Raw genomic sequence first — 23,613 nt, forward strand, 5'->3', positions numbered from 1 at the left:
GCATCACGCCCCGGCGCTGACCGGGGCGTGATTTCTCTCCATGCCGCGTGAACTGATTGGCTTAGGTGGAGTCGTTATGTCTTATCTACTTGAAATGAAGAACATTACCAAAACCTTCGGCACCGTGAAGGCGATAGATAACGTCAGCTTGCGGCTAAACGCTGGCGAAATCGTCTCACTCTGTGGGGAAAATGGGTCTGGTAAATCAACGCTGATGAAAGTGCTGTGTGGAATTTATCCTCATGGCTCCTACGAAGGCGAAATTATTTTTGCTGGCGAAGAGATTCAGGCAAGTCACATCCGCGATACCGAACGCAAAGGCATCGCCATCATTCACCAGGAATTAGCCCTGGTGAAAGAATTGACCGTGTTGGAAAATATCTTCTTGGGTAACGAAATAACCCACAATGGGATTATGGATTATGACCAGATGACGCTACGCTGCCAGAAGCTATTAGCACAGGTCAGTTTATCCATTTCACCCGATACCCGCGTTGGCGATTTAGGGCTTGGGCAACAACAACTGGTTGAAATTGCCAAGGCGCTAAATAAGCAGGTGCGTTTATTAATTCTCGATGAACCGACAGCCTCATTAACCGAGCTGGAAACCACGGTTTTACTGGATATTATTCGCGATCTGCAACAACACGGTATCGCCTGTATCTATATTTCGCACAAACTCAACGAAGTTAAAGCAATTTCCGATACGATTTGCGTTATTCGCGACGGTCAGCATATAGGAACACGTGATGCAGCCGGAATGAGCGAAGACGATATTATCACTATGATGGTAGGGCGAGAATTAACGGCACTTTACCCTAACGAACCGCATATCACGGGTGATGAAATATTACGTATTGAGCACTTGACGGCGTGGCATCCGGTTAATCGCCATATTAAACGGGTTAACGATGTCTCTTTTTCTCTGAAACGCGGTGAAATACTGGGTATTGCCGGACTGGTCGGCGCCGGGCGTACCGAAACCATTCAATGCCTGTTTGGCGTTTGGCCCGGACAGTGGGAAGGGAAAATCTATATTGACGGCAAACAGGTGGATATTCGCAACTGCCAGCAAGCGATCGCCCAGGGTATTGCGATGGTGCCAGAAGACAGAAAGCGCGATGGCATCGTTCCGGTAATGGCAGTTGGTAAAAATATTACCCTCGCCGCACTCAATAAATTTACCGGAGGGATCAGCCAGCTTGATGATGCCGCAGAGCAAAAATGTATTCTGGAATCCATCCAGCAACTCAAAGTTAAAACGTCGTCCCCCGACCTTGCTATTGGACGTTTGAGCGGCGGCAATCAGCAAAAAGCGATCCTCGCTCGCTGTCTATTACTTAACCCGCGCATTCTCATTCTTGATGAACCCACCAGGGGTATCGATATTGGCGCGAAATACGAGATCTACAAATTAATTAACCAACTCGTCCAGCAAGGTATTGCCGTTATTGTCATCTCTTCTGAATTACCTGAAGTACTCGGCCTTAGCGATCGTGTGCTGGTGATGCATGAAGGAGAACTAAAAGCCAACCTGATAAATCATAACCTGACTCAGGAGCAGGTGATGGAAGCCGCATTGAGGAGCGAACATCATGTCGAAAAGCAATCCGTCTGAAGTGAAATTAGCCGTACCGACATCCGGTGGCTTTTCTTGGCTTAAGCCACTGAATTTACAGGTCTTCGTGATGATTGCAGCGATCATCGCAATCATGCTGTTCTTTACCTGGACCACCGATGGCGCCTACTTAAGCGCCCGTAACGTTTCCAACCTGCTGCGCCAGACCGCAATTACCGGCATTCTCGCGGTAGGTATGGTGTTCGTCATAATTTCTGCTGAAATCGACCTCTCGGTCGGCTCCATGATGGGGCTATTAGGCGGGGTCGCCGCTATCTGCGACGTTTGGTTGGGCTGGCCGCTGCCGCTCACTATCATTGTGACATTGGTTCTGGGGCTGCTTCTCGGAGCGTGGAATGGGTGGTGGGTCGCGTACCGCAAAGTCCCGTCATTTATTGTCACCCTGGCAGGCATGTTGGCATTTCGCGGCATCCTTATTGGTATCACCAACGGCACGACCGTTTCCCCCACCAGCGCCGCGATGTCACAAATTGGGCAAAGCTATCTACCAGCAAGTACCGGTTTCATCATCGGCGCGCTTGGTTTAATGGCTTTTGTCGGCTGGCAATGGCGCGGAAGAATGCGCCGTCAGGCTTTGGGTTTGCAGTCTCCGGCATCTACAGCGGTGGTCGGTCGCCAGGCATTAACGGCTATTATTGTTTTAGGCGCAATCTGGCTGCTAAATGATTACCGTGGCGTTCCTACTCCTGTTCTACTGCTGACGTTGCTGTTACTCGGTGGAATGTTTATGGCAACACGGACAGCTTTTGGGCGACGCATTTACGCTATTGGCGGTAATCTGGAAGCGGCACGGCTATCCGGGATTAACGTTGAACGAACAAAACTTGCTGTGTTTGCTATCAACGGTTTGATGGTAGCCATCGCCGGGTTAATTCTTAGTTCTCGACTTGGCGCTGGTTCACCTTCTGCGGGGAATATCGCCGAGCTGGACGCGATTGCAGCATGCGTGATTGGTGGTACTAGTCTGGCAGGCGGTGTGGGAAGTGTTGCCGGAGCAGTAATGGGGGCATTCATCATGGCTTCACTAGATAACGGTATGAGTATGATGGATGTACCGACCTTCTGGCAGTATATCGTCAAAGGTGCGATTCTGTTGCTGGCAGTATGGATGGACTCCGCAACCAAACGCCGTTCCTGACTTTGATAAAAATTTTCTCAAAGCCGGTAACGTATTACCGGTTTTGAGTTTTTACATGATTCAGCAGGAAAAGAACCATGTTTACTAAACGTCATCGCATCACGTTGCTGTTCAATGCTAATAAAGCCTATGACCGTCAAGTAGTAGAAGGTGTAGGGGAATATTTACAGGCGTCGCAATCGGAATGGGATATTTTCATTGAAGAAGATTTCCGCGCCCGCATTGATAAAATCAAGGACTGGTTAGGAGATGGCGTCATCGCCGACTTCGACGATAAACAAATCGAGCAAGCATTGGCTGATGTCAACGTCCCTATTGTTGGCGTTGGTGGCTCGTATCACCTGGCAGAAAGCTATCCGCCCGTACATTACATTGCCACCGATAACTACGCGCTGGTTGAAAGCGCATTTTTGCATTTAAAAGAGAAAGGCGTTAACCGCTTTGCTTTTTATGGTCTGCCAGAGCCGAGCGGCAAACGCTGGGCCGCCGAACGCGAGTATGCCTTTCGCCAGCTTGTGGCTGAAGAGAAGTACCGAGGTGTGGTTTATCAGGGGCTGGAAACCGCACCAGAGAACTGGCAACACGCGCAAAATCGGCTGGCAGACTGGCTGCAAACGCTGCCACCGCAAACAGGAATTATTGCCGTCACTGACGCCCGGGCGCGGCATATTCTGCAAGTATGCGAGCATCTGCACATCCCCGTACCGGAAAAATTATGCGTGATTGGCATAGATAACGAAGAATTGACCCGCTATCTTTCGCGTGTCGCCCTCTCTTCTGTCGCCCAGGGCGCCCGACAAATGGGCTATCAGGCGGCAAAACTGTTGCATCGCTTATTAGATAAAGAAGAGATGCCGTTGCAGCGGATTTTGGTTCCGCCAGTCCGTGTCATCGAACGGCGTTCAACGGATTACCGTTCGCTGACCGATCCCGCCGTTATTCAGGCCATGCATTACATCCGCAATCATGCCTGCAAAGGAATTAAAGTGGATCAGGTTCTGGATGCGGTGGGCATATCGCGATCTAATCTTGAGAAACGGTTTAAAGAAGAAGTGGGTGAAACTATTCACGCCATGATTCATGCCGAAAAGCTGGAGAAAGCGCGCAGCCTGCTGATTTCTACTACCTTGTCGATCAATGAGATATCGCAAATGTGCGGTTATCCATCGCTGCAATACTTCTACTCTGTTTTTAAAAAAGCGTATGACACGACGCCAAAAGAGTATCGCGATGTAAATAGCGAGGTAATGCTGTAGCGGAAGGGGAAAATCCGCCTGGCAACATTTCGTGGTTGTCGGATGCGGCGTGAACGCCTTATCCGACCTACCCGCCAGGCATGATAAGACGCGCCAGCGTCGCATCAGGCAATTCAGCACAACCACCTGATGCGAGCAAAAGCCCTATCCGACCAACAAGCCGGATAAGGCTCAAGGGAATGCAATTACATATGCGCGGCAATTAACCGCTGGTTATCCTGGTACATCGCGAACAGGTAGTTGTTATAGCTCTGCCCTTTCGTGGAATAACCTTTCAGCTTATGAATCATCGCTGTGGCGGTAACTTCCTGATCCGCTTTACGCAATTGTGCACGTGATTTGCGGAAAGAAGCGTAAGCCGGATGCGTATTCAGGTTAGTGACATAGGCGCTCACCGATTCTTTTACAGAACTGAACTGAGAGTACCCCTTCACTTTACCCGGCGCATTGGTACAACGCCCTTTCATGCACTTCATGCCGAACAGGTTGTTGTTGCTACGCGCCAGCTTCGACGTTCCCCAACCGCTTTCTGCGGCAGCCATCGTCGCTACCATACTGGTCGGGATAATGTCTACACGTTCGAGTAGCGTATTCCACGGGATTTTTCGCGTATTACCGGACCACTTCACCTTATAGCGTTTGGCAATGTCTTGTAGACGTGCACGCTCTGAAGGCGACCATTGCCCCTGGTACTGTTTTGAAATCAGCCAGTTACGTTCCGCCGTAATGGCAGCATTTTGGCTGGTAATATAGGGCATTACAGTCCGGAGAAACGCTTTTTTTCTTGGTGTTCCGGAAGGGTATTTTCGCAAATCAGGAAGTGAACTGCTCTTTGCACTATTGCGAGAATACTCTTGTTTACTGCTTACCTGTTTATTACTAGCTTTAGTTAAGTGGGACTTTTGACTCGTTGTTGTCGTGTGCGTCTTCGCTAACACCTCACTCGAAAACACCAGAGTGAGTAACATAAGAATCATCGCCCCATATCGTCGTATGGGAGTCAAAATCATCAGGTCTCCTGATCGGATTTAATCATTCAAACACCTTATACTCGTCATACTTCAAGTTGCCTGTACTGCGTAAACGCTGTTCAAAACGCCATTGGTGTTTTGTCCTGCAACTCGAATGATTTAGAGTAATATTTTTCCCAAATTTGAGAGTTGAATCTCAAATCATATCAAAAATAGCGGTCAAGCGCACCCCAAGGAATAGTCCAAATCTGAAACTATGTCACGTGGTAATGGTTCAGATTGGTGCAAGATCGCAGAAAATGTGGATTTTATCGCAAAATTCAGCCGTTTTTTGCGCGCGATCGCTCACCCCTGCTTCTCATCCTGTGGACTTACTATTCAGGGATGAGCTTTGTCTGGCTATTCGCTGGCAAACTGTCTTAAATCGCAGCAATAAGGACTCACCCGCCATGAAACTTGCCGCCTGTTTTCTGACACTCCTTCCCGGCTTTGCCGTTGCCGCCAACTGGACTTCGCAGGGGTTCCCCATCTTTACCGAACAGGGGACAGGAACATTTGTCAGCCACGCTAAGCTGGCTAAAAGTACGCGTCCACTAACGCTAAATTTTGACCAACAGTGCTGGCAACCAGTGAATGCGATAAAACTCAATCAGATGCTTTCCCTGCAACCTTGCGATAACACACCGCCACAATGGCGATTGTTCAGAGCTGGCGAATATAAGCTGCAAATCGACACCCGCTCCGGCACGCCAACGTTGATGATTTCGATCCAAAACACCGCCGAACCAGTAGCAACCCCAATCCGTGAATGCCCGAAATGGGATGGACGACCACTTACGCTTGATGTCAGTGCCACTTTCCCGGAAGGTGCGGCAATCCGTGATTATTACAGCCAACAAATCGCGACGGTGAAAAACGGTCAAATAACGTTACAACCTGCCGCCACCAGTAACGGCTTGCTACTGCTGGAACGGGCAGAAACTGGCACCTCTGCCCCTTTCGACTGGCATAACGCCACCGTTTACTTTGTGCTGACAGACCGTTTCGAAAACGGCGATCTCAGCAATGACCAGAGCTACGGTCGTCATAAAGACGGTATGGCGGAAATTGGCACTTTTCACGGCGGCGATTTACGCGGCCTGACCAACAAACTGGATTATCTCCAGCAGCTCGGCGTCAATGCCCTATGGATCAGCGCCCCATTTGAGCAAATTCACGGCTGGGTAGGCGGTGGTACAAAAGGCGATTTCCCGCATTATGCCTACCACGGTTATTACACACAGGACTGGACGAATCTTGATGCAAATATGGGCAACGAAGCCGATCTACGGACGCTGGTTGATAGCGCGCACCAGCGCGGTATTCGTATTCTCTTTGATGTGGTGATGAACCATACCGGTTATGCCACGCTGGCGGATATGCAGGAGTATCAGTTTGGCGCGTTATATATTTCTGGTGATGAGCTGAAAAAAACGCTGGGTGACCGCTGGAGCGACTGGAAACCCGCCGCCGGGCAAACCTGGCATAGTTTTAACGATTACATTAATTTCAGCGACAAAACAGGGTGGGATAAATGGTGGGGGAAAAACTGGGTCAGAACGGATATTGGAGATTACGACAATCCTGGATTCGACGATCTCACCATGTCGCTGGCCTTTTTGCCGGATATAAAGACCGAATCTACCACCGCTTCAGGTCTGCCGGTGTTCTATAAAAACAAACCGGATACCCACGCTAAAGCCATCGATGGCTATACGCCGCGCGATTATTTAACTCACTGGTTAAGCCAGTGGGTTCGCGACTACGGGATTGATGGTTTTCGGGTCGACACTGCCAAACATGTTGAGTTGCCCGCCTGGCAGCAACTGAAAACTCAGGCCAGCGCCGCACTTAGCGAATGGAAAAAAGCGAATCCCGATAAAGCGTTAGATGGTAAACCTTTCTGGATGACCGGCGAAGCCTGGGGTCATGGCGTGATGCAAAGTGACTACTATCGCCACGGCTTCGATGCGATGATCAACTTCGATTATCAGGAACAGGCGGCGAAAGCCGTCGATTGTCTGGAGCAGATGGATACCACCTGGCAGCAAATGGCAGATAAATTGCAGGATTTCAACGTGTTGAGCTATCTCTCCTCGCATGATACCCGCCTGTTCCGCGAAGGAGGCGACAAAGCAGCAGAGTTATTGCTATTAGCGCCAGGCGCGGTACAAATCTTTTACGGTGATGAATCCTCGCGTCCGTTCGGAGCCACCGGCTCAGATCCGCTGCAAGGCACACGCTCGGATATGAACTGGCAGGATGTTAGCGGTAAATCTGCCGCCAGCGTTGCACACTGGCAACGCCTCGGTCAGTTCCGCGCCCGCCATCCAGCGATTGGCGCGGGTAAGCAGACCACATTGCCACTGAAACAAGGTTATGGATTTGTCCGTGAACATGGCAATGATAAAGTGATGGTTGTCTGGGCGGGGCAACAGTAACTTTTCCGGCTTCCCACTTGCAGTATGTCGGGAAGCCGTATTCCAGTATAAAAGACCAGACATATCATAAACCTTAGCATGATACGCCAATCCTCTTGCAGCAACCCGATTTGCACCCCAGCAAATGTAGCGTTATTGTTACTTTCCTTGCTACAGAGTTCGACAGATATCCCGCTATGACATTCTCCCTTTTTGGTGACAAATTTACCCGCCACTCCGGCATTACGCTGCTGATGGAAGATCTGAACGACGGCTTACGCACGCCCGGCGCGATTATGCTCGGCGGCGGCAATCCGGCGCAGATCCCGGAAATGCAGGACTACTTCCAGACGCTGCTGACCGACATGCTGGAAAGCGGCAAAGCCACTGATGCGCTGTGTAATTACGACGGCCCGCAGGGGAAAACGGAGCTACTCACACTACTTGCCGGAATGCTACGCGAGAAGCTGGGTTGGGATATTGAACCACAGAATATTGCACTAACAAACGGCAGCCAGAGCGCGTTTTTCTACTTATTTAATCTGTTTGCCGGACGCCGCGCCGATGGTCGGGTCAAAAAAGTGCTGTTCCCGCTGGCACCAGAATACATTGGCTACGCTGACGCCGGACTGGAAGAAGATCTTTTCGTCTCTGCGCGTCCAAATATTGAACTGCTGCCAGAAGGCCAGTTTAAATACCACGTCGATTTTGAACATCTGCATATTGGCGAAGAGACCGGGATGATTTGCGTCTCCCGTCCAACGAACCCAACAGGCAATGTGATTACTGACGAAGAGTTGCTGAAGCTGGATGCATTGGCAAATCAGCACGGCATTCCGCTGGTGATTGATAACGCTTATGGTGTCCCGTTCCCTGGCATTATCTTCAGCGAAGCGCGCCCACTGTGGAATCCGAATATCGTGCTGTGCATGAGCCTTTCTAAATTGGGGCTGCCAGGTTCGCGCTGCGGCATTATCATCGCCAATGAAAAAATCATCACCGCCATCACGAATATGAACGGCATTATCAGCCTGGCGCCTGGCGGTATTGGTCCGGCGATGATGTGTGAAATGATTAAGCGTAACGATCTGCTGCGCCTGTCAGAAACGGTCATCAAGCCGTTCTACTACCAGCGTGTTCAGGAAACTATCGCCATCATTCGCCGCTATTTACCAGAAGATCGCTGCCTGATTCATAAACCCGAAGGAGCCATTTTCCTCTGGCTATGGTTTAAGGATTTGCCAATTACCACCGAGCAGCTTTACCAGCGCCTGAAAGCGCGCGGCGTGCTGATGGTGCCGGGGCACAACTTCTTCCCTGGGCTGGATAAACCGTGGCCGCATACGCATCAATGTATGCGCATGAACTATGTGCCGGAGCCGGAGAAAATTGAGGCAGGCGTGAAGATTCTGGCGGAAGAGATAGAACGCGCCTGGGCTGAAAGCCATTAATACGCTATTCCGGCGTTGAGAAACGCCGGAATAGCGTTTCAAACAGGCTGCTGCCGTAGCCGATTCCGCTGCACTTTCTCAACATCCATACACTGCAACGCTTTTGTCGGACAGGCTTCAACACAGGCCGGGCCCGTCGTCCGATGCCAGCACAGATCGCACTTAATCGCCCTCGCCTTTGCTCGCGATGAAACGACCTCCATCGCGCCAAACGGACATGCCAGCATACAGCTTTTACAGCCAATACAACGTGATTGTTCAACAAAGATATGCCCATGTTCACGACGAATAGCGTCCACAGGGCAAACATTCGCGCAGGGTGCATCTTCACACTGATGACAGGCTACTGCCGTGGTCCAGGTATGGTCTTTGATAACACGAATACGGGAAATAAACTCGCCAGGTAACAACGAAGCGCAATCCTGATTCTCCTGATGCGACACTGCGCAAGCCACTTCACAGGTACGGCAACCGATACATTTCGTCGCATCCGCAATAATAAATCGGTTCATGATCACTCCTTTGCACTAAAACCGCAGCGTGCCAGAGAGTGCGCCATTATTGCTTTGATCCAACGAAGGAAATATTAAAGTTTTGCCACCTGCCCAAAGCATTATGTGATCGCGCCCTGGTCGTCCCGGACGGTAAATCCCAGTTCATTGGAAATAGCCAGGGCAGTTTCACGCAGCGGTTTCAGGAGATTTTTCACCCCCACCTGCTTCAGGCGTGATGTCGAAAGCGAAATCGACACTGCATACGGCACCCGCCCATGAATATCAAACACCGGAACAGCAATACAGGAGACGCCGAGTTCATTCTCTTCTCTGTCCATCGCCACGCCGCTTTCGCGAATGTGCGCCAGTTCGTCGAACATCGCGGGCAGTTCGGTAATGGTATTGCGGGTTAGCGGCTGGATTTCATTCTGATGGCTTTCCCAATACGATTTCACGTAGTCCTGATGACCAAACGCCATATAAACCTTACCCATCGCCGAACAGTAGAGCGGCATATGCTGACCAATATAGGCACGGGTTCGCAGCATACCGGTAGTAGGTTCCAGTTTATAAATCAAAATAGCGTGATCGTCTTCTCGACTGGAAAAGTTAATGGTTTCACCAGTGGCGATGTTCAGTGCCTCAAGATGCGGCGCGGCGATATGAATGATATTCAGCGAAGACAGCGCCTTCTGCCCGACGGCAATAAATTTTGTGGTCAGGCGATAACTCCCCGCAGCAGGCGCGGTTGTCACATAGCCACAGGACTGTAGTCCCTGCAATAAACGATGGACCGTACTTTTATTTAAGCCAGCCAGTTCAGAAAGATGCGCCAGCGGGCAACCGTTTGGATAGTTGCTCAAAATCTCAATCAGCATCAACCCGCGAAACAGGCTCTGACTTCCAGCCGGACGCTCTTTTTCCTGCGCCAACTCGTGCTCTTTTTTTCCCATCGCTTTCTTCCCCTTTTTATCGCGCCCTGATGGTAACGCAAAGTGTGTCGCAGTTCACGATCTCGACAGATAATTTATAACTATTTGATTTATATGATTTTTGAAAATCATGGTGTGGATTGCTTTGTTAAAAAGCGATCGATATATTTGAAATCAAATTTCGCATAGTGGAATTTTAAGCTAAAAAAGCGATCAACAAACACAAGGAAGCCAGGGATGAAAGTGACATTTGAGCAGTTAAAAACAGCCTTTAATCGGGTATTAATTTCACGTGGCGTTAACAGCGAAACAGCCGATGCCTGTGCAGAGATGTTCGCCCGCACCACCGAATTCGGCGTTTATTCTCATGGCGTTAACCGTTTCCCCCGTTTCATTCAGCAACTGGAAAACGGCGATATCATTCCTGACGCCCAACCCAAACGTATAACCAGCCTCGGCGCGATTGAGCAGTGGGACGCCCGGCGTTCAATCGGTAACCTGACAGCGAAAAAGATGATGGATCGTGCCATTGAACTGGCGGCAACTCACGGGATTGGCCTGGTCGCGTTACGCAATGCCAACCACTGGATGCGCGGCGGCAGCTACGGCTGGCAGGCGGCGGAAAAAGGCTATATCGGCATCTGCTGGACAAACTCCATCGCCGTAATGCCGCCGTGGGGCGCAAAAGAATGTCGCATCGGCACCAACCCACTGATCGTCGCTATTCCCTCTTCACCCATCACCATGGTCGATATGTCGATGTCGATGTTCTCCTACGGCATGTTAGAAGTGAATCGTCTGGCGGGACGCGAGCTGCCGGTCGATGGTGGCTTTGATGATGAGGGTAATTTGACCAAAGAACCTGGCGTTATCGAGAAGAATCGCCGCATTTTGCCGATGGGCTACTGGAAAGGTTCTGGCATGTCGATTGTGCTGGATATGATAGCCACTCTCCTTTCTGACGGCGCATCGGTTGCTGAAGTCACCCAGGACAACAGCGACGAGTACGGCATTTCACAAATCTTTATTGCCATTGAAGTGGATAAACTGATCGACGGTTCCACCCGCGACGCCAAACTGCAACGCATCATGGATTACGTTACCAGTGCCGAACGCGCAGACGAAAACCAGGCCATTCGTTTACCCGGCCACGAATTTACCACTCTACTGGCAGAAAACCGTCGTAACGGTATTACTGTGGATGACAGCGTATGGGCAAAAATCCAGGCATTATAAGGAGATAGACCATGATATTTGGACATATCACACAACCTAATCCGTGCCGTTTGCCCGCTGCCATTGAAAAGGCGCTCGATTTTCTACGCACCACCGATTTCAACGCCCTGGCGCCGGGCGTTGTCGAAATCGACGGCAAGAATATTTTTGCGCAAATTATCGATTTAACCACACGCGAGGCGGTGGAAAACCGTCCTGAGGTTCATCGTCGCTATCTGGATATTCAGTTTCTGGCCTGGGGCGAAGAGAAAATCGGTGTAGCCATTGATACCGGGAATAATAAAGTCAGCGAATCACTATTAGAGCAACGCGATATTATTTTTTATCACGATAGTGAACATGAATCATTTATAGAAATGATACCGGGTAGCTACGCTATTTTCTTCCCACAGGATGTTCATCGACCGGCATGTAATAAAAATGCCCCTACGGCAATCCGCAAAATCGTGGTTAAAGTCGCCCTCTGCGCTTTATAAAAAGTTATTACTGGAGCACAAAATGAAAGCGAATAATACCGGTTATATTATCGGTGCGTATCCCTGTGCACCCTCTTTTCACCAAAGAAGTGAAGAGGAAGAGAAGGTATTCTGGCGACAATTATCAGATACCCCTGATATTCGTGGGCTGGAACAACCCTGCCTGGAAAACTTCCACCCGCTGGGCGACCAATGGTTGCTACGTCATACGCCAGAAAGCTGGAGATTTGTCGTCACCGCTGTGATGGAAACCATGCGTCGCCGCAGCGAAAACAACGGTTTTGGCCTCGCCTCCAGCGATGAAGATCAACGCAAGGCGTGCGTGGCGTACTATCGCCACCTATTCAATAAAATCAACTCATTGAATTCCAATAAAGTGCTCGCACTAGAGATCCAGGCCGCACCGTTAGCAACGAATCCCAATATTATACAAGCGACGGATGCCTTTGCCCGCTCGTTGAAAGAAATCGCCAGTTGGGACTGGCCCTGCAAACTGGTGCTGGAACACTGCGACGCCATGACGTCTGCCGCTCCCCGCAAAGGCTTTTTGCCTTTGGAAAATGTGCTGGAAGTCATTGCCGATTATGACGTCAGCATCTGTATCAACTGGGCGCGATCCGCCATTGAAGGCCGTAATACAGTGTTGCCGCTGACCCATACCCAAATGGCGAAACAGACCGGGAAACTCGGCGCGTTGATGTTCTCTGGTACGACGCTAAACGGAGCATACGGAGAATGGCAGGATTTACACGCGCCGTTTGCACCATTCTGTGCAGAAAGCCTGATGACCACAGATCACGTTCGCGAGTTATTTAATGCAGCAGAACCGTCAACATTGCATTTTGCTGGCATCAAGCTGCTAGAAATAAATGAATCGGCTGATGTGCAGCATCGCATCGATATATTACGTAACGGTATTCACTCTTTGAATGAATCTATTTAAAACGATTCATTTATTTCGCCAAATTCTAATTAGTCGTTTTCCAATAAATATTACGAATACCAACAGCATTAATTAATGAAAACATATTACATAACAAGAAGGACTCGTTATGAAACGGATACTCGAAGGCATTCTTGCGCTCATCATCGCAATACTGTCTTGTATTATTTTTATTAATATAATTCTTCGATATGGATTTCACACAAGCATATTATCGATTGATGAATTATCCCGTCTTTTATTTGTCTGGTTAACCTTTATTGGCGCTATCGTTGCTTATATGGACAACAGCCATGTGCAGGTTACTTTTTTAGTCGAAAAACTCTCTCCCGCTAATCAACAACGTGTTTCGCAGCTAACCCATACGCTCATTTTATTACTGTGTCTGGGTCTGGCCTGGGGTGCAATAGAAAAAACGTCACAGGACTGGAGTAACTTATCACCCATTCTCGGCGTACCCGTTGGCTTAATGTACGCCGCCGCTATCCCCACCAGCCTGATTATCGCATTACTGGAATTGCGTCACTTATACCGGCAGTTCACAAATACCACCAGCCAAAACCAACAAGGAGTCTGACGATGACAATTCTTATATTTATTGTCAGTTTGTTAGGCGCTATCGCGATTGGTGTTCCCATTGCCTGGGCATTATTACTGTGCGGCATCTCACTGATGTTCTGGATGGATATCTTTGATGTGCAAATTCTGGCACAAACGCTGGTAAATGGCGCAGACAGCTTCTCTCTGTTAGCCATTCCCTTCTTTGTGCTGGCGGGTGAGATCATGAACGCGGGCGGCCTGTCGCAACGTATTGTCGACCTGCCAATGAAACTGGTGGGTCACAGGCCTGGTGGTCTGGGTTACGTTGGCGTGCTGGCGGCAATGATCATGGCAAGCCTTTCCGGTTCTGCGGTTGCCGATACCGCAGCCGTCGCGGCACTGCTGGTGCCGATGATGCGTCAGGCCAACTATCCGGTAAATCGCGCCGCCGGGCTTATCGGTTCCGGCGGGATTATTGCAGCCATTATCCCTCCCTCTATTCCACTCATTATCTTCGGCGTCTCCAGCGGACTCTCCATCAGCAAACTATTTATGGCGGGCATAGCGCCGGGCGTCATGATGGGCGTCACGCTGATGGTTACCTGGTGGTGGCAGGCAAAACGACTGAATTTACCTTGTCAGCCGAAAGCCTCACTGCGGGAAGTCTGGCAATCCTTAATTTCCGGTATTTGGGCGCTCTTTTTACCGATAATTATTATTGGCGGTTTCCGTTCGGGGTTATTCACACCCACCGAAGCAGGCGCGGTTGCCGCCTTCTACGCCCTGTTCGTCTCGGTGGTGGTCTATCGCGAAATGACCTTCTCCACGCTTTATCATGTACTGATTAACGCGGCGAAAACCACATCCGTGGTCATGTTCCTGGTGGCCTCTGCTGCGGTATCTGCATGGCTTATTACGATCGCCGAATTACCCATGATGGTATCGGAGCTATTACAACCGTTGGTTGATTCGCCCCGCTTATTATTCATCGTCATTATGCTCGCTATTATGGTGATCAGTACGGTCATGGACTTAACGCCTACCGTATTAATTCTTACGCCAGTATTAATGCCATTAGTAAAAGAAGCGGGAATAGATCCGGTCTATTTCGGCATCATGTTTATTATCAACTGTTCAATATCACTGATTACGCCTCCAGTCGGTAACGTTCTTAACGTGGTATGCGGCGTGGCGAAACTTAAATTTGACGATGCGGTAAAAGGCGTCGCGCCTTACGTCATGGTTTTATTCATGTTGTTAGCATTATTTATTTTTATACCGGAGCTTATTACCGCTCCTCTTAAATGGATGAGTTAAAAGGAAATCATAATGAAATTACGTTCTGTAACCTACGCTTTATTATTTGCCGGAGTGGCGACGTTCAGCACATCTTCTCTGGCGGCACAATCATTACGTTTCGGTTATGAAACCTCGCAAACCGACTCGCAACATATTGCGGCGAAAAAATTCAATGAATTATTACAGGAAAAAACCAAAGGCGAACTGAAATTAAAACTGTTCCCGGATAGCACCCTCGGTAATGCGCAGGCGATGATCAGCGGCGTGCGCGGCGGCACTATTGATATGGAGATGTCTGGCTCCAATAACTTTACGGGACTCTCGCCCGTCATCAACCTGCTCGATGTCCCTTTCCTGTTCCGCGATACCGCTCACGCGCATAAAACGCTCGACGGCAAAGTCGGGGATGACCTGAAAGTCTCCCTTGAAAGTAAAGGACTGAAAGTGCTGGCTTACTGGGAAAACGGCTGGCGCGATGTCACCAACTCGCGTGCACCGGTTAAAACGCCTACCGACCTGAAAGGGCTGAAGATCCGTACCAACAATAGCCCAATGAATATTGCCGCATTCAAAGTTTTTGGCGCTAACCCGATCCCGATGCCGTTTGCCGAAGTCTATACCGGGCTGGAAACCCGCACTATCGACGCTCAGGAACACCCGATCAACGTCGTCTGGTCAGCAAAATTTTATGAAGTGCAGAAGTACCTTTCTCTGACGCACCACGCCTATTCCCCGCTTCTGGTGGTAATCAACAAAGCGAAGTTTGATGGCTTAACCCCAGAGTTCCAGCAGGCACTGATCTCATCTGCGCAAGAAGCGGGTAACTACCAGCGCAAACTGGTCGCCGAAGATCAGCAAAAAATCATCGACGGCATGAAAGACGCGGGCGTGGAAGTGATTACCGATCTCGACCGCAAAGCCTTTAGTGACGCGCTGGGTAATCAGGTTCGCGACATGTTTGTTAAAGATGTTCCGCAGGGCGCTGATCTGCTGAAAGCCGTGGATGAGGTGCAATAAACCATGACGCAATACTGGCTGGGGTTAGATTGTGGTGGTAGCTGGCTGAAAGCCGGGCTGTATGACCGCGAAGGCCGGGAGGCGGGTGTGCAGCGCCTGCCGCTGTGCGCATTAAGCCCGCAGCCAGGTTGGGCTGAGCGCGATATGGCAGAACTGTGGCAATGCTGCATGGCTGTCATTCGCGCCCTGCTTACTCATTCTGGCGTTAGCGGGGAACAAATAGTTGGTATCGGTATCTCCGCACAGGGAAAGGGTTTGTTTTTGCTGGATAAAAACGACAAGCCGCTCGGTAACGCTATTTTGTCCTCGGATCGCCGGGCGATAGAAATCGTTCGTTGCTGGCAGGAAGATGGCATCCCGGAAAAACTCTACCCGCTGACCCGACAAACCTTGTGGACCGGGCATCCGGTGTCGCTGTTACGCTGGCTGAAAGAGCACGAACCGGAACGCTACGCGCAAATTGGCTGCGTGATGATGACGCACGACTACCTGCGCTGGTGTTTAACCGGCGTCAAAGGTTGTGAAGAGAGCAATATTTCCGAGTCCAATCTCTACAACATGAGTCGCGGGGAATATGACCCGTGCCTCACCGACTGGCTGGGGATCGGTGAAATCAATCACGCCCTGCCGCCTGTGGTTGGATCTGCCGAAATCTGCGGGGAAATTACCGCTCAGACAGCCGCACAAACCGGTCTGGAAGCGGGTACGCCCGTTGTCGGTGGCCTGTTTGATGTGGTTTCCACCGCACTTTGTGCCGGGATCGAAGACGAATCCACCCTCAATGCGGTAATGGGAACCTGGGCGGTGACCAGCGGCATAACCAGCGGTTTACGTGACGGTGAAGCGCATCCGTATGTCTATGGTCGCTATGTTAATGACGGTCAATTTATCGTTCACGAAGCCAGCCCTACCTCTTCCGGCAATCTCGAATGGTTTACCGCGCAGTGGGGAGAAATCTCTTTTGCTGAGATTAATCAGGCCGTTGCCAGCTTGCCGAAAGCCAGAGGCGATCTGTTTTTCCTGCCGTTCCTGTACGGCAGCAACGCCGGACTTGAGATGACCAGCGGTTTCTACGGGATGCAGGCCATTCACACCCGCGCGCACCTGTTGCAGGCCATTTATGAAGGCGTGGTGTTCAGCCACATGACCCACCTCAACCGGATGCGTGAACGTTTTATCGCTGTTCACACCCTGCGCGTGACTGGCGGTCCTGCGCACTCCGATGTCTGGATGCAAATGCTGGCAGACGTCAGCGGTCTGCGTATCGAGCTGCCGCAGGTGGAAGAAACGGGATGCTTTGGCGCGGCGCTCGCTGCCCGTGTCGGTACGGGCGTTTATCGCAACTTCAGCGAAGCGCAGCGCAACTTGCAACATCCGGTACGCACATTGCTGCCGGACATGACCGCTCATCAGCATTACCAGCAAAAATATCAACGCTATCAGCAACTCATTGCCGCACTCCAGGGTTATCACACCCGCATTAAGGAACACACATTATGAGCAGACCACTTCTGCAACTGGCTCTCGACCACTCATCACTTGAAGCCGCGCAGCGCGACGTGACGCTGTTAAAGGACAGTGTCGATATCGTCGAAGCGGGCACCATTCTCTGTTTAAACGAAGGGCTTGGCGCGGTGAAAGCCTTGCGTGAACAGTGCCCGGACAAAATCATCGTCGCTGACTGGAAGGTCGCTGATGCCGGTGAGACGCTCGCGCAACAAGCGTTTGGCGCGGGCGCCAACTGGATGACCATCATCTGCGCCGCGCCGCTCGCCACGGTGGAAAAAGGCCACGCGATGGCGCAACGCTGCGGCGGTGAAATCCAGATAGAGCTGTTCGGCAACTGGACACTGGACGACGCACGTGACTGGCATCGTATTGGCGTGCGGCAGGCGATTTATCATCGTGGTCGCGACGCGCAGGCCTGCGGGCAGCAATGGGGCGAGGCGGATCTGGCGCGTATGAAGGCGCTTTCCGATATCGGCCTTGAGCTTTCCATTACTGGCGGGATTACCCCTGCTGACCTGCCGCTGTTTAAAGATATCCGCGTGAAAGCGTTTATTGCCGGGCGCGCACTGGCGGGCGCTACCAATCCAGCGCAGGTTGCCGCTGATTTTCATGCACAAATTGACGCAATCTGGGGAGGTTCTCGTGCGTAGTCATCCGTTAGGGATTTATGAAAAGGCGCTGGCGAAAGATCTCTCCTGGCCAGAGCGGCTGGTGCTGGCAAAAAGCTGTGGTTTTGATTTTGTCGAAATGTCAGTGGATGAAACCGATGAACGTCTGTCACGCCTTGACTGGAGCGCCGCACAACGTGCTTCGCTGGTTACCGCGATGATCGAAACGGGCGTTGCTATTCCGTCAATGTGCCTGTCTGCCCATCGCCGTTTTCCTTTTGGCAGCCGGGACGAGGCGGTGCGCGAACGGGCGCGGGAAATCATGAGTAAAGCGATTCGCCTGGCGCGCGATCTCGGCATTCGCACTATTCAACTGGCGGGCTACGACGTCTATTACGAAGAGCATGACGAAGGCACCCAGCAACGGTTTGCTGAAGGACTGGCGTGGGCTGTTGAACAGGCGGCGGCATCGCAAGTGATGCTGGCGGTGGAAATTATGGACACCGCGTTTATGAACTCCATCAGCAAATGGAAAAAATGGGACGAGATGCTCGCCTCGCCGTGGTTCACCGTTTACCCGGATGTCGGCAACCTCAGCGCCTGGGGCAATGATGTTCCCGCCGAACTGAAACTGGGCATTGACCGTATCGCCGCGATCCACCTGAAAGACACCCAGCCAGTCACCGAGCAAAGCCCCGGACAGTTCCGTGATGTGCCGTTTGGCGAAGGCTGCGTCGATTTCGTTGGCATCTTCAAAACGCTGCATGAACTGAACTATCGCGGTTCTTTCCTGATTGAGATGTGGACAGAAAAAGCCAATGAGCCGGTGCTGGAGATTATTCAGGCGCGGCGCTGGATTGAAGCGCGTATGCAGGAGGCCGGGTTTATATGTTAGAGCAACTGAAAGCCGACGTGCTGGCGGCGAATCTGGCGCTTCCCGCTCACCATCTGGTGACGTTCACCTGGGGCAATGTCAGCGCGGTAGACGAAATGCGGCAATGGATGGTAATCAAACCTTCCGGCGTCGAGTACGACGTGATGACCGCCGACGATATGGTGGTGGTGGAAATAGCCAGCGGCAAGGTGGTGGAAGGCAGCAAAAAGCCCTCGTCCGACACGCCAACGCATCTGGCGCTCTACCGTCGCTATGCAGAAATTGGCGGTATTGTGCATACCCACTCGCGCCACGCCACCATCTGGTCACAGGCCGGGCAGGATCTCCCCGCTTGGGGCACCACGCACGCCGATTACTTCTATGGTACCATTCCCTGCACGCGCCTAATGACCGCAGAGGAGATTAACGGCGAATATGAATACCAGACCGGCGAAGTGATCATTGAAACCTTCGAAGAGCGTGGGCTGAACCCGGCACAAATCCCTGCGGTGCTGGTGCATTCTCATGGCCCGTTCGCCTGGGGAAAAAACGCCGCCGATGCGGTGCATAATGCCGTGGTGCTGGAAGAGTGCGCCTATATGGGCCTGTTCTCGCGCCAGCTTGCGCCGCAGCTCCCTGCGATGCAAAACGAACTGTTAGATAAGCACTACCTGCGTAAGCATGGGGCCAATGCCTATTACGGGCAGTAATCCCTCACGCCGGGGCTTCATCGCCCCGGCACTACGAATTGATATGTTCCTTGCTGTAACGCCGCTTCCACGCTGCTGGCGTTAAACCAGTGTGTTTGCGAAAAATCTGCCGGAAATAGCCAACGTCATTAAACCCGCACAACGCCGCCACTTCCGTGAGCGATCGCGCTTCGCTAATTAAGAGCTTTTCGGCTTCGCGCACCCGCTGGCGGTGGATTGCTTCTGTTAACGTCAGATGAAACACCCGCCGGTAGACACGCCCAAGATAATCGGCATTGCAGTACAGCTCGCGGGCTAAAAGCGCCGTGGAAAGCAGGCGGTGATATTGCGTGCGGATCAGTTTCTGCGCTTTCCAGGCAAGGGTGGTGCCTGCTCCATCGGCCTGTTCATCAAGACGCGCGTCACGGGTGAGCTGCTGCAAAATCAGCAGCACAATAAACTCCAGCGCCGGAGTGCGTTGATGCTTTTCCTGTTCGCTTAAAAACTGGCGAAACAGGGCCACCAGCGCCTGCGGATCGGCAACCTTCGTTTGTTGCGGCACGCTAAGATGAGTGAGCCAGCGCGGATCGTTGTCCGGCGCTTTAACCTCAAAATGCAGCCAGTAAAATTTGAGATCGGCGGGAAAATCCTCCACCCCAACATGCTGTCGGTTCGGCCAGAGTAATAAACTCTCTCCCGCATCGACCAGAAATATCCGTTCTTCTTCCTGAATCGCTAATCGACCTTTTTCGACAAAGATAATTTCCCATGACTCCAGCCGCCTTGCCGGATGCCTCCCTACGCCACGGGAAATAAATAATCCACCATTTTGCACTTTAATCGGTAACGTCATGGATAATTCGAGCATTGATATGTAATTTCCCGCTTATTCATTAATGATGAAACACATTACTTTTTGATTATTAATCAAAAACATTAATTTCACCTGATCCATTTCACACTTTTAAATTCAGGTCGGAATCGTCACCTTTTTTTACTCTTTTCTCGCCTTGTTGATATTCCCGTTCACGGCAGAATTAATCAGGTCATTCCAATAAAACTAAAAATTGCTCCCTATTCACGAGGAATATCTATGACCTCTACACCGATTACTACCGCTGATATCGCTAAAGGTAAAATTGACGATGCGTTATCTGTACGGGAAAAAATAGGCTACGGCCTGGGTGACGCAGGCGGCACCGTAATAACTTGCCTGATCATGAACTTTCTCACCTTTTTCTACACCGACGTTTTTGGCTTAACTCCGGCGCTGGTCGGCACGCTGTTTATTGCACTGCGCGTGTTTGATGCCATCTCCGACCCGGTGATGGGCGTCATTGCCGACCGGACGCAAAGTCGCTGGGGGCGCTTTCGTCCGTGGCAGCTATGGATTGCCGTCCCTATTGGCATTATCGGCATCCTGACGTTCACCGTGCCAGATGCCAGCATGGGAGTAAAAATCGCCTGGGCGTTCGGTACTTACCTGCTCCTTTCAGTCGGTTATACCGCCATCAACGTACCGTACTGCGCGCTGATCAACACCATGACCACCCGCCACAATGAAGTGATCTCCTGCCAGTCCTGGCGATTCGTTCTCTGTGGCGTAGCGGGATTTCTGGTTTCGGTAGGCTTACCATGGATGGTAGATCTCTTCGGTCAGGGTAATGCCGCGCGCGGCTATCAACTGGGCGTCGGCGTATTGTGCGCCATTGCCGTGGTGATGTTCCTGTGTTGTTTTTTCTGGGTTCGTGAACGGGTGCCGCTCTCCACAATGGGGAAATTTACCCTGCGCGAACATCTTGCCGGGCTGCGGAACAACGACCAACTGCTGCTGATGCTGGTCATGTCTTTCCTGCTGATTAACGTCTTTAATATTCGCGGCGGTGGGTATATGTACTTCATTACCTACGTCTTACAAGGCAGTACGGGCTACACGTCGCTGTTCTTCACCATGGTCACCTTCGCCTCCATTATCGGCTCGGTGATTGTCAGCCCGTTAACGCGGCGTTTCGATACCGTCAAAATTTACTACTACACCAACCTGCTCCTCGCTGCGCTGGCAGTGTTGATGTGGTTCCTGCCCTCCGGCCCGGCTTATCAAACGCTGTGGCTGGCGGTGATCCTCGGTAATGGCGTGATTCTTGGCTTTACTCTGCCGCTGCACTTCTCGCTGATGGCTTTTGCCGATGACTATGGCGAATGGAAAACCCGTGTGCGTTCCTCCGGCATGAACTTTGCTTTTAATTTGTTTTTCATCAAGTTGGCCTGGGCCTCCAGCGCCGGGATCATCAGCCTGCTATTTATTTTTGTTGCCTATCAACCTGGCGTAGAAAACCAGACCGCCAGTTCGCTGGGCGGGATCACAGCAATGGAAACACTGCTGCCTGCGCTGTTCCACCTGCTGCTGGCGCTGGCAATCCGCTTTTGCAAACTCAATAACCCTATGATGTCACGCATTACTACCGACCTGCGTCAGCGTCATGTCCAGCCTTAAGGAGCACAAGATGAACATTTCGGAAGTCGATCTGCACAAACTGACGGTTAGCGATCCGTTCCTCGGTCAATATCAGCAATTGGTACGCGACGTGGTGATTCCTTATCAATGGGATGCGTTAAACGATCGCATTCCCGAAGCGGAACCCAGCCATGCGATTGAAAACTTTCGCATTGCCGCCGGACTTCAGGAGGGTGAATTTTACGGGATGGTGTTTCAGGACAGCGACGTCGCCAAATGGCTGGAAGCGGTAGCCTGGTCGCTGTGCCAGAAGCCGGACGCCGAACTGGAAAAAACCGCTGACGAGGTAATCGAACTGGTCGCCTCCGCCCAGTGCGAAGATGGCTATCTCAATACTTACTTTACGGTGCAAGCACCGGAAGAACGCTGGAGCAATCTGGCGGAGTGCCATGAACTCTACTGCGCCGGTCATCTGATTGAAGCCGGAGTCGCCTTCTTCCAGGCCACGGGTAAGCGGCGCTTGCTGGAGGTGGTTTGCCGTCTGGCCGATCATATTGACAGCGTATTTGGCCCAGATGAAAGTAAGTTACACGGTTATCCTGGTCACCCGGAAATTGAACTGGCACTAATGCGTTTGTATGAAGTGACCGAAGAGCCGCGCTACCCGGCGCTGACCAACTATTTTGTCGAACAGCGTGGCGCACAGCCGCACTTTTACGACCAGGAGTATGATAAACGCGGGCAGACTTCGCACTGGCACACCTACGGCCCGGCGTGGATGGTGAAAGACAAAGCCTACAGCCAGGCACATTTGCCCATCGCACAGCAGCAAACCGCCATTGGTCACGCGGTACGTTTTGTCTACCTGATGACCGGCGTCGCGCATCTCGCGCGTTTAAGTCACGATGAAAGCAAGCGTCAGGACTGCCTGCGGCTGTGGAACAATATGGCCCAGCGTCAGTTATATATTACCGGCGGCATTGGCTCGCAGGGCAGCGGCGAGGCGTTCAGCAGTGATTACGATCTGCCGAATGACACGGTTTACGCCGAAAGTTGTGCTTCCATCGGCCTGATGATGTTTGCCCGGCGAATGCTGGAAATGGAAGGAGACAGTCAGTATGCCGATGTGATGGAGCGCGCGCTGTACAACACCGTACTCGGCGGTATGGCGCTGGATGGTAAACATTTCTTCTACGTGAATCCGCTGGAAGTGCATCCCAAAACCTTAAAATTCAACCATATCTACGATCATGTTAAACCGATCCGCCAGCGTTGGTTCGGCTGCGCCTGTTGTCCGCCAAATATCGCCCGCGTGCTAACCTCGATTGGTCATTATCTCTACACGCCGCGTGAAGATGCGTTGTATATCAACATCTACGCAGGAAACAGTATGGAAGTGCCGGTAGAAAATGGCACGCTGCGCCTGCGGGTTAGCGGGAACTATCCGTGGCATGAACAGGTGACGATTGCGGTTGAATCTCCGCAGCCGGTGCGTCATACCCTGGCTTTACGTCTGCCGGACTGGTGCACGCAGCCACAGGTCACATTGAATGGAGAAGTCGTCGAGCAGGATATTCGTAAAGGCTATCTGCATATAGCCCGTGAATGGCAGGAAGGCGATACGCTG

At 51.4% G+C, this 23,613-nt stretch carries 21 protein-coding genes; 17 read left to right on the plus strand and 4 right to left on the minus strand.

The features are described 5' to 3' along the window. Positions 1-76 precede the first annotated feature (76 nt). The 3 genes from xylG (at position 77) to xylR (ending at position 4,033) form a co-directional block, all read left to right on the plus strand. Positions 77-1,618, plus strand: a complete 1,542-nt coding sequence (gene xylG, locus A7Z29_RS20185; RefSeq protein ID WP_024212363.1) for a D-xylose ABC transporter ATP-binding protein — start codon at positions 77-79, stop codon at positions 1,616-1,618. Then, positions 1,596-2,777: a xylose ABC transporter permease XylH gene (gene xylH / locus A7Z29_RS20190; protein WP_000046000.1), complete on the plus strand. Its 1,182-nt coding sequence runs from the start codon at positions 1,596-1,598 to the stop codon at positions 2,775-2,777. The genes xylG and xylH overlap by 23 nt, the downstream gene beginning before the upstream one ends. A 77-nt stretch (positions 2,778-2,854) precedes the next feature. Further along, positions 2,855-4,033, plus strand: coding sequence for a D-xylose utilization transcriptional activator XylR (gene xylR, locus A7Z29_RS20195; RefSeq protein WP_000494491.1), 1,179 nt, complete (start codon positions 2,855-2,857; stop codon positions 4,031-4,033). 185 nt (positions 4,034-4,218) lie between these two features. Here the strand turns inward: xylR and A7Z29_RS20200 are convergent, their stop codons facing one another. Then, on the minus strand, positions 4,219-5,043 hold the full coding sequence (locus A7Z29_RS20200; protein ID WP_016160045.1) for a protein bax: 825 nt from the start codon (positions 5,041-5,043) through the stop codon (positions 4,219-4,221). A 410-nt stretch (positions 5,044-5,453) separates the two neighbouring features. Between A7Z29_RS20200 and malS the strand changes: the two genes are divergently transcribed. Together malS and avtA are read left to right on the plus strand one after the other, a co-directional pair. Beyond that, entirely contained in the window at positions 5,454-7,484 is a 2,031-nt protein-coding gene (gene malS / locus A7Z29_RS20205; RefSeq protein WP_105290726.1) for an alpha-amylase, read from the plus strand. 176 nt (positions 7,485-7,660) lie between these two features. Beyond that, complete coding sequence (gene avtA, locus A7Z29_RS20210) at positions 7,661-8,914, plus strand: valine--pyruvate transaminase (protein WP_000144359.1); 1,254 nt, start codon at positions 7,661-7,663, stop codon at positions 8,912-8,914. Positions 8,915-8,952: 38 nt separating this feature from the next. Here avtA and A7Z29_RS20215 read toward each other — a convergent pair whose 3' ends face one another. Both A7Z29_RS20215 and yiaJ read right to left on the minus strand, forming a co-directional pair. Further along, positions 8,953-9,426, minus strand: coding sequence for a 4Fe-4S binding protein (locus A7Z29_RS20215; RefSeq protein WP_010344940.1), 474 nt, complete (start codon positions 9,424-9,426; stop codon positions 8,953-8,955). A 101-nt stretch (positions 9,427-9,527) separates the two neighbouring features. After that, the gene (gene yiaJ / locus A7Z29_RS20220; RefSeq protein WP_000516597.1) at positions 9,528-10,361 is read right to left on the minus strand and encodes an IclR family transcriptional regulator YiaJ; all 834 of its coding nucleotides are present in this window, start codon (positions 10,359-10,361) and stop codon (positions 9,528-9,530) included. Between the two features lie 216 nt (positions 10,362-10,577). Here yiaJ and yiaK point away from each other — a divergent pair, with 216 nt between their 5' ends. The 10 genes from yiaK to araD all read left to right on the plus strand — a co-directional run bounded on the left by yiaK (position 10,578) and on the right by araD (position 19,552). Then, positions 10,578-11,576 (plus strand): 3-dehydro-L-gulonate 2-dehydrogenase, encoded by a 999-nt coding sequence (yiaK, locus tag A7Z29_RS20225; RefSeq protein WP_105290727.1) that lies wholly within the window; start codon positions 10,578-10,580, stop codon positions 11,574-11,576. An 11-nt stretch (positions 11,577-11,587) separates the two neighbouring features. Continuing rightward, the gene (locus tag A7Z29_RS20230; protein ID WP_000576114.1) at positions 11,588-12,052 is read left to right on the plus strand and encodes a YhcH/YjgK/YiaL family protein; all 465 of its coding nucleotides are present in this window, start codon (positions 11,588-11,590) and stop codon (positions 12,050-12,052) included. Between the two features lie 22 nt (positions 12,053-12,074). After that, on the plus strand, positions 12,075-12,995 hold the full coding sequence (locus tag A7Z29_RS20235; RefSeq protein WP_105290728.1) for a DUF4862 family protein: 921 nt from the start codon (positions 12,075-12,077) through the stop codon (positions 12,993-12,995). A 109-nt stretch (positions 12,996-13,104) separates the two neighbouring features. Then, the gene (gene yiaM / locus A7Z29_RS20240; RefSeq protein ID WP_085461402.1) at positions 13,105-13,572 is read left to right on the plus strand and encodes a 2,3-diketo-L-gulonate TRAP transporter small permease YiaM; all 468 of its coding nucleotides are present in this window, start codon (positions 13,105-13,107) and stop codon (positions 13,570-13,572) included. Positions 13,573-13,574: 2 nt separating this feature from the next. Next, positions 13,575-14,852 carry a 2,3-diketo-L-gulonate TRAP transporter large permease YiaN gene (yiaN, locus tag A7Z29_RS20245; protein WP_000153842.1) on the plus strand — a complete coding sequence of 426 codons (1,278 nt, stop codon included), beginning with the start codon at positions 13,575-13,577 and terminating at the stop codon, positions 14,850-14,852. A gap of 12 nt (positions 14,853-14,864) precedes the next feature. Beyond that, a complete protein-coding gene (gene yiaO, locus A7Z29_RS20250) occupies positions 14,865-15,851 on the plus strand; it encodes a 2,3-diketo-L-gulonate TRAP transporter substrate-binding protein YiaO (protein ID WP_105290729.1) in 987 nt (328 codons plus the stop codon). A gap of 3 nt (positions 15,852-15,854) precedes the next feature. Then, positions 15,855-17,351 carry an L-xylulokinase gene (gene lyxK, locus A7Z29_RS20255; RefSeq protein WP_105290730.1) on the plus strand — a complete coding sequence of 499 codons (1,497 nt, stop codon included), beginning with the start codon at positions 15,855-15,857 and terminating at the stop codon, positions 17,349-17,351. After that, a complete protein-coding gene (gene ulaD, locus A7Z29_RS20260; protein WP_105290731.1) occupies positions 17,348-18,010 on the plus strand; it encodes a 3-keto-L-gulonate-6-phosphate decarboxylase UlaD in 663 nt (220 codons plus the stop codon). Before lyxK ends, ulaD begins: the two co-directional genes overlap by 4 nt. Further along, positions 18,003-18,863 (plus strand): L-ribulose-5-phosphate 3-epimerase, encoded by an 861-nt coding sequence (locus tag A7Z29_RS20265; protein WP_105290732.1) that lies wholly within the window; start codon positions 18,003-18,005, stop codon positions 18,861-18,863. Before ulaD ends, A7Z29_RS20265 begins: the two co-directional genes overlap by 8 nt. Then, complete coding sequence (araD, locus tag A7Z29_RS20270; RefSeq protein ID WP_105290733.1) at positions 18,857-19,552, plus strand: L-ribulose-5-phosphate 4-epimerase; 696 nt, start codon at positions 18,857-18,859, stop codon at positions 19,550-19,552. The genes A7Z29_RS20265 and araD overlap by 7 nt, the downstream gene beginning before the upstream one ends. 31 nt (positions 19,553-19,583) lie before the next feature. Here the strand turns inward: araD and A7Z29_RS20275 are convergent, their stop codons facing one another. Beyond that, positions 19,584-20,399 carry a helix-turn-helix domain-containing protein gene (locus A7Z29_RS20275; protein WP_105290734.1) on the minus strand — a complete coding sequence of 272 codons (816 nt, stop codon included), beginning with the start codon at positions 20,397-20,399 and terminating at the stop codon, positions 19,584-19,586. Between the two features lie 225 nt (positions 20,400-20,624). On the opposite strand from A7Z29_RS20275, the gene A7Z29_RS20280 reads away from it, so the two are divergent. Then, on the plus strand, positions 20,625-22,025 hold the full coding sequence (locus A7Z29_RS20280) for an MFS transporter (RefSeq protein WP_105290735.1): 1,401 nt from the start codon (positions 20,625-20,627) through the stop codon (positions 22,023-22,025). Between the two features lie 10 nt (positions 22,026-22,035). Then, positions 22,036-23,613, plus strand: a 1,578-nt coding sequence (locus tag A7Z29_RS20285; RefSeq protein WP_105290736.1) for a glycoside hydrolase family 127 protein, incomplete at its 3' end; no start/stop codon positions are given.

The organism is Escherichia sp. MOD1-EC6842, from assembly GCF_002965705.1.
Lineage (GTDB): Bacteria > Pseudomonadota > Gammaproteobacteria > Enterobacterales > Enterobacteriaceae > Escherichia > Escherichia ruysiae.

Coding starts and splice junctions, on each gene's coding strand:
- xylG (WP_024212363.1), top strand. CDS start 77: ATGTCTTATCTACTTGAAATGAAGAACATTACCAAAACCTTCGGCACC.
- xylH (WP_000046000.1), top strand. CDS start 1,596: ATGTCGAAAAGCAATCCGTCTGAAGTGAAATTAGCCGTACCGACATCC.
- xylR (WP_000494491.1), top strand. CDS start 2,855: ATGTTTACTAAACGTCATCGCATCACGTTGCTGTTCAATGCTAATAAA.
- A7Z29_RS20200 (WP_016160045.1), bottom strand. CDS start 5,043: ATGATTTTGACTCCCATACGACGATATGGGGCGATGATTCTTATGTTA.
- malS (WP_105290726.1), top strand. CDS start 5,454: ATGAAACTTGCCGCCTGTTTTCTGACACTCCTTCCCGGCTTTGCCGTT.
- avtA (WP_000144359.1), top strand. CDS start 7,661: ATGACATTCTCCCTTTTTGGTGACAAATTTACCCGCCACTCCGGCATT.
- A7Z29_RS20215 (WP_010344940.1), bottom strand. CDS start 9,426: ATGAACCGATTTATTATTGCGGATGCGACGAAATGTATCGGTTGCCGT.
- yiaJ (WP_000516597.1), bottom strand. CDS start 10,361: ATGGGAAAAAAAGAGCACGAGTTGGCGCAGGAAAAAGAGCGTCCGGCT.
- yiaK (WP_105290727.1), top strand. CDS start 10,578: ATGAAAGTGACATTTGAGCAGTTAAAAACAGCCTTTAATCGGGTATTA.
- A7Z29_RS20230 (WP_000576114.1), top strand. CDS start 11,588: ATGATATTTGGACATATCACACAACCTAATCCGTGCCGTTTGCCCGCT.
- A7Z29_RS20235 (WP_105290728.1), top strand. CDS start 12,075: ATGAAAGCGAATAATACCGGTTATATTATCGGTGCGTATCCCTGTGCA.
- yiaM (WP_085461402.1), top strand. CDS start 13,105: ATGAAACGGATACTCGAAGGCATTCTTGCGCTCATCATCGCAATACTG.
- yiaN (WP_000153842.1), top strand. CDS start 13,575: ATGACAATTCTTATATTTATTGTCAGTTTGTTAGGCGCTATCGCGATT.
- yiaO (WP_105290729.1), top strand. CDS start 14,865: ATGAAATTACGTTCTGTAACCTACGCTTTATTATTTGCCGGAGTGGCG.
- lyxK (WP_105290730.1), top strand. CDS start 15,855: ATGACGCAATACTGGCTGGGGTTAGATTGTGGTGGTAGCTGGCTGAAA.
- ulaD (WP_105290731.1), top strand. CDS start 17,348: ATGAGCAGACCACTTCTGCAACTGGCTCTCGACCACTCATCACTTGAA.
- araD (WP_105290733.1), top strand. CDS start 18,857: ATGTTAGAGCAACTGAAAGCCGACGTGCTGGCGGCGAATCTGGCGCTT.
- A7Z29_RS20275 (WP_105290734.1), bottom strand. CDS start 20,399: ATGCTCGAATTATCCATGACGTTACCGATTAAAGTGCAAAATGGTGGA.
- A7Z29_RS20280 (WP_105290735.1), top strand. CDS start 20,625: ATGACCTCTACACCGATTACTACCGCTGATATCGCTAAAGGTAAAATT.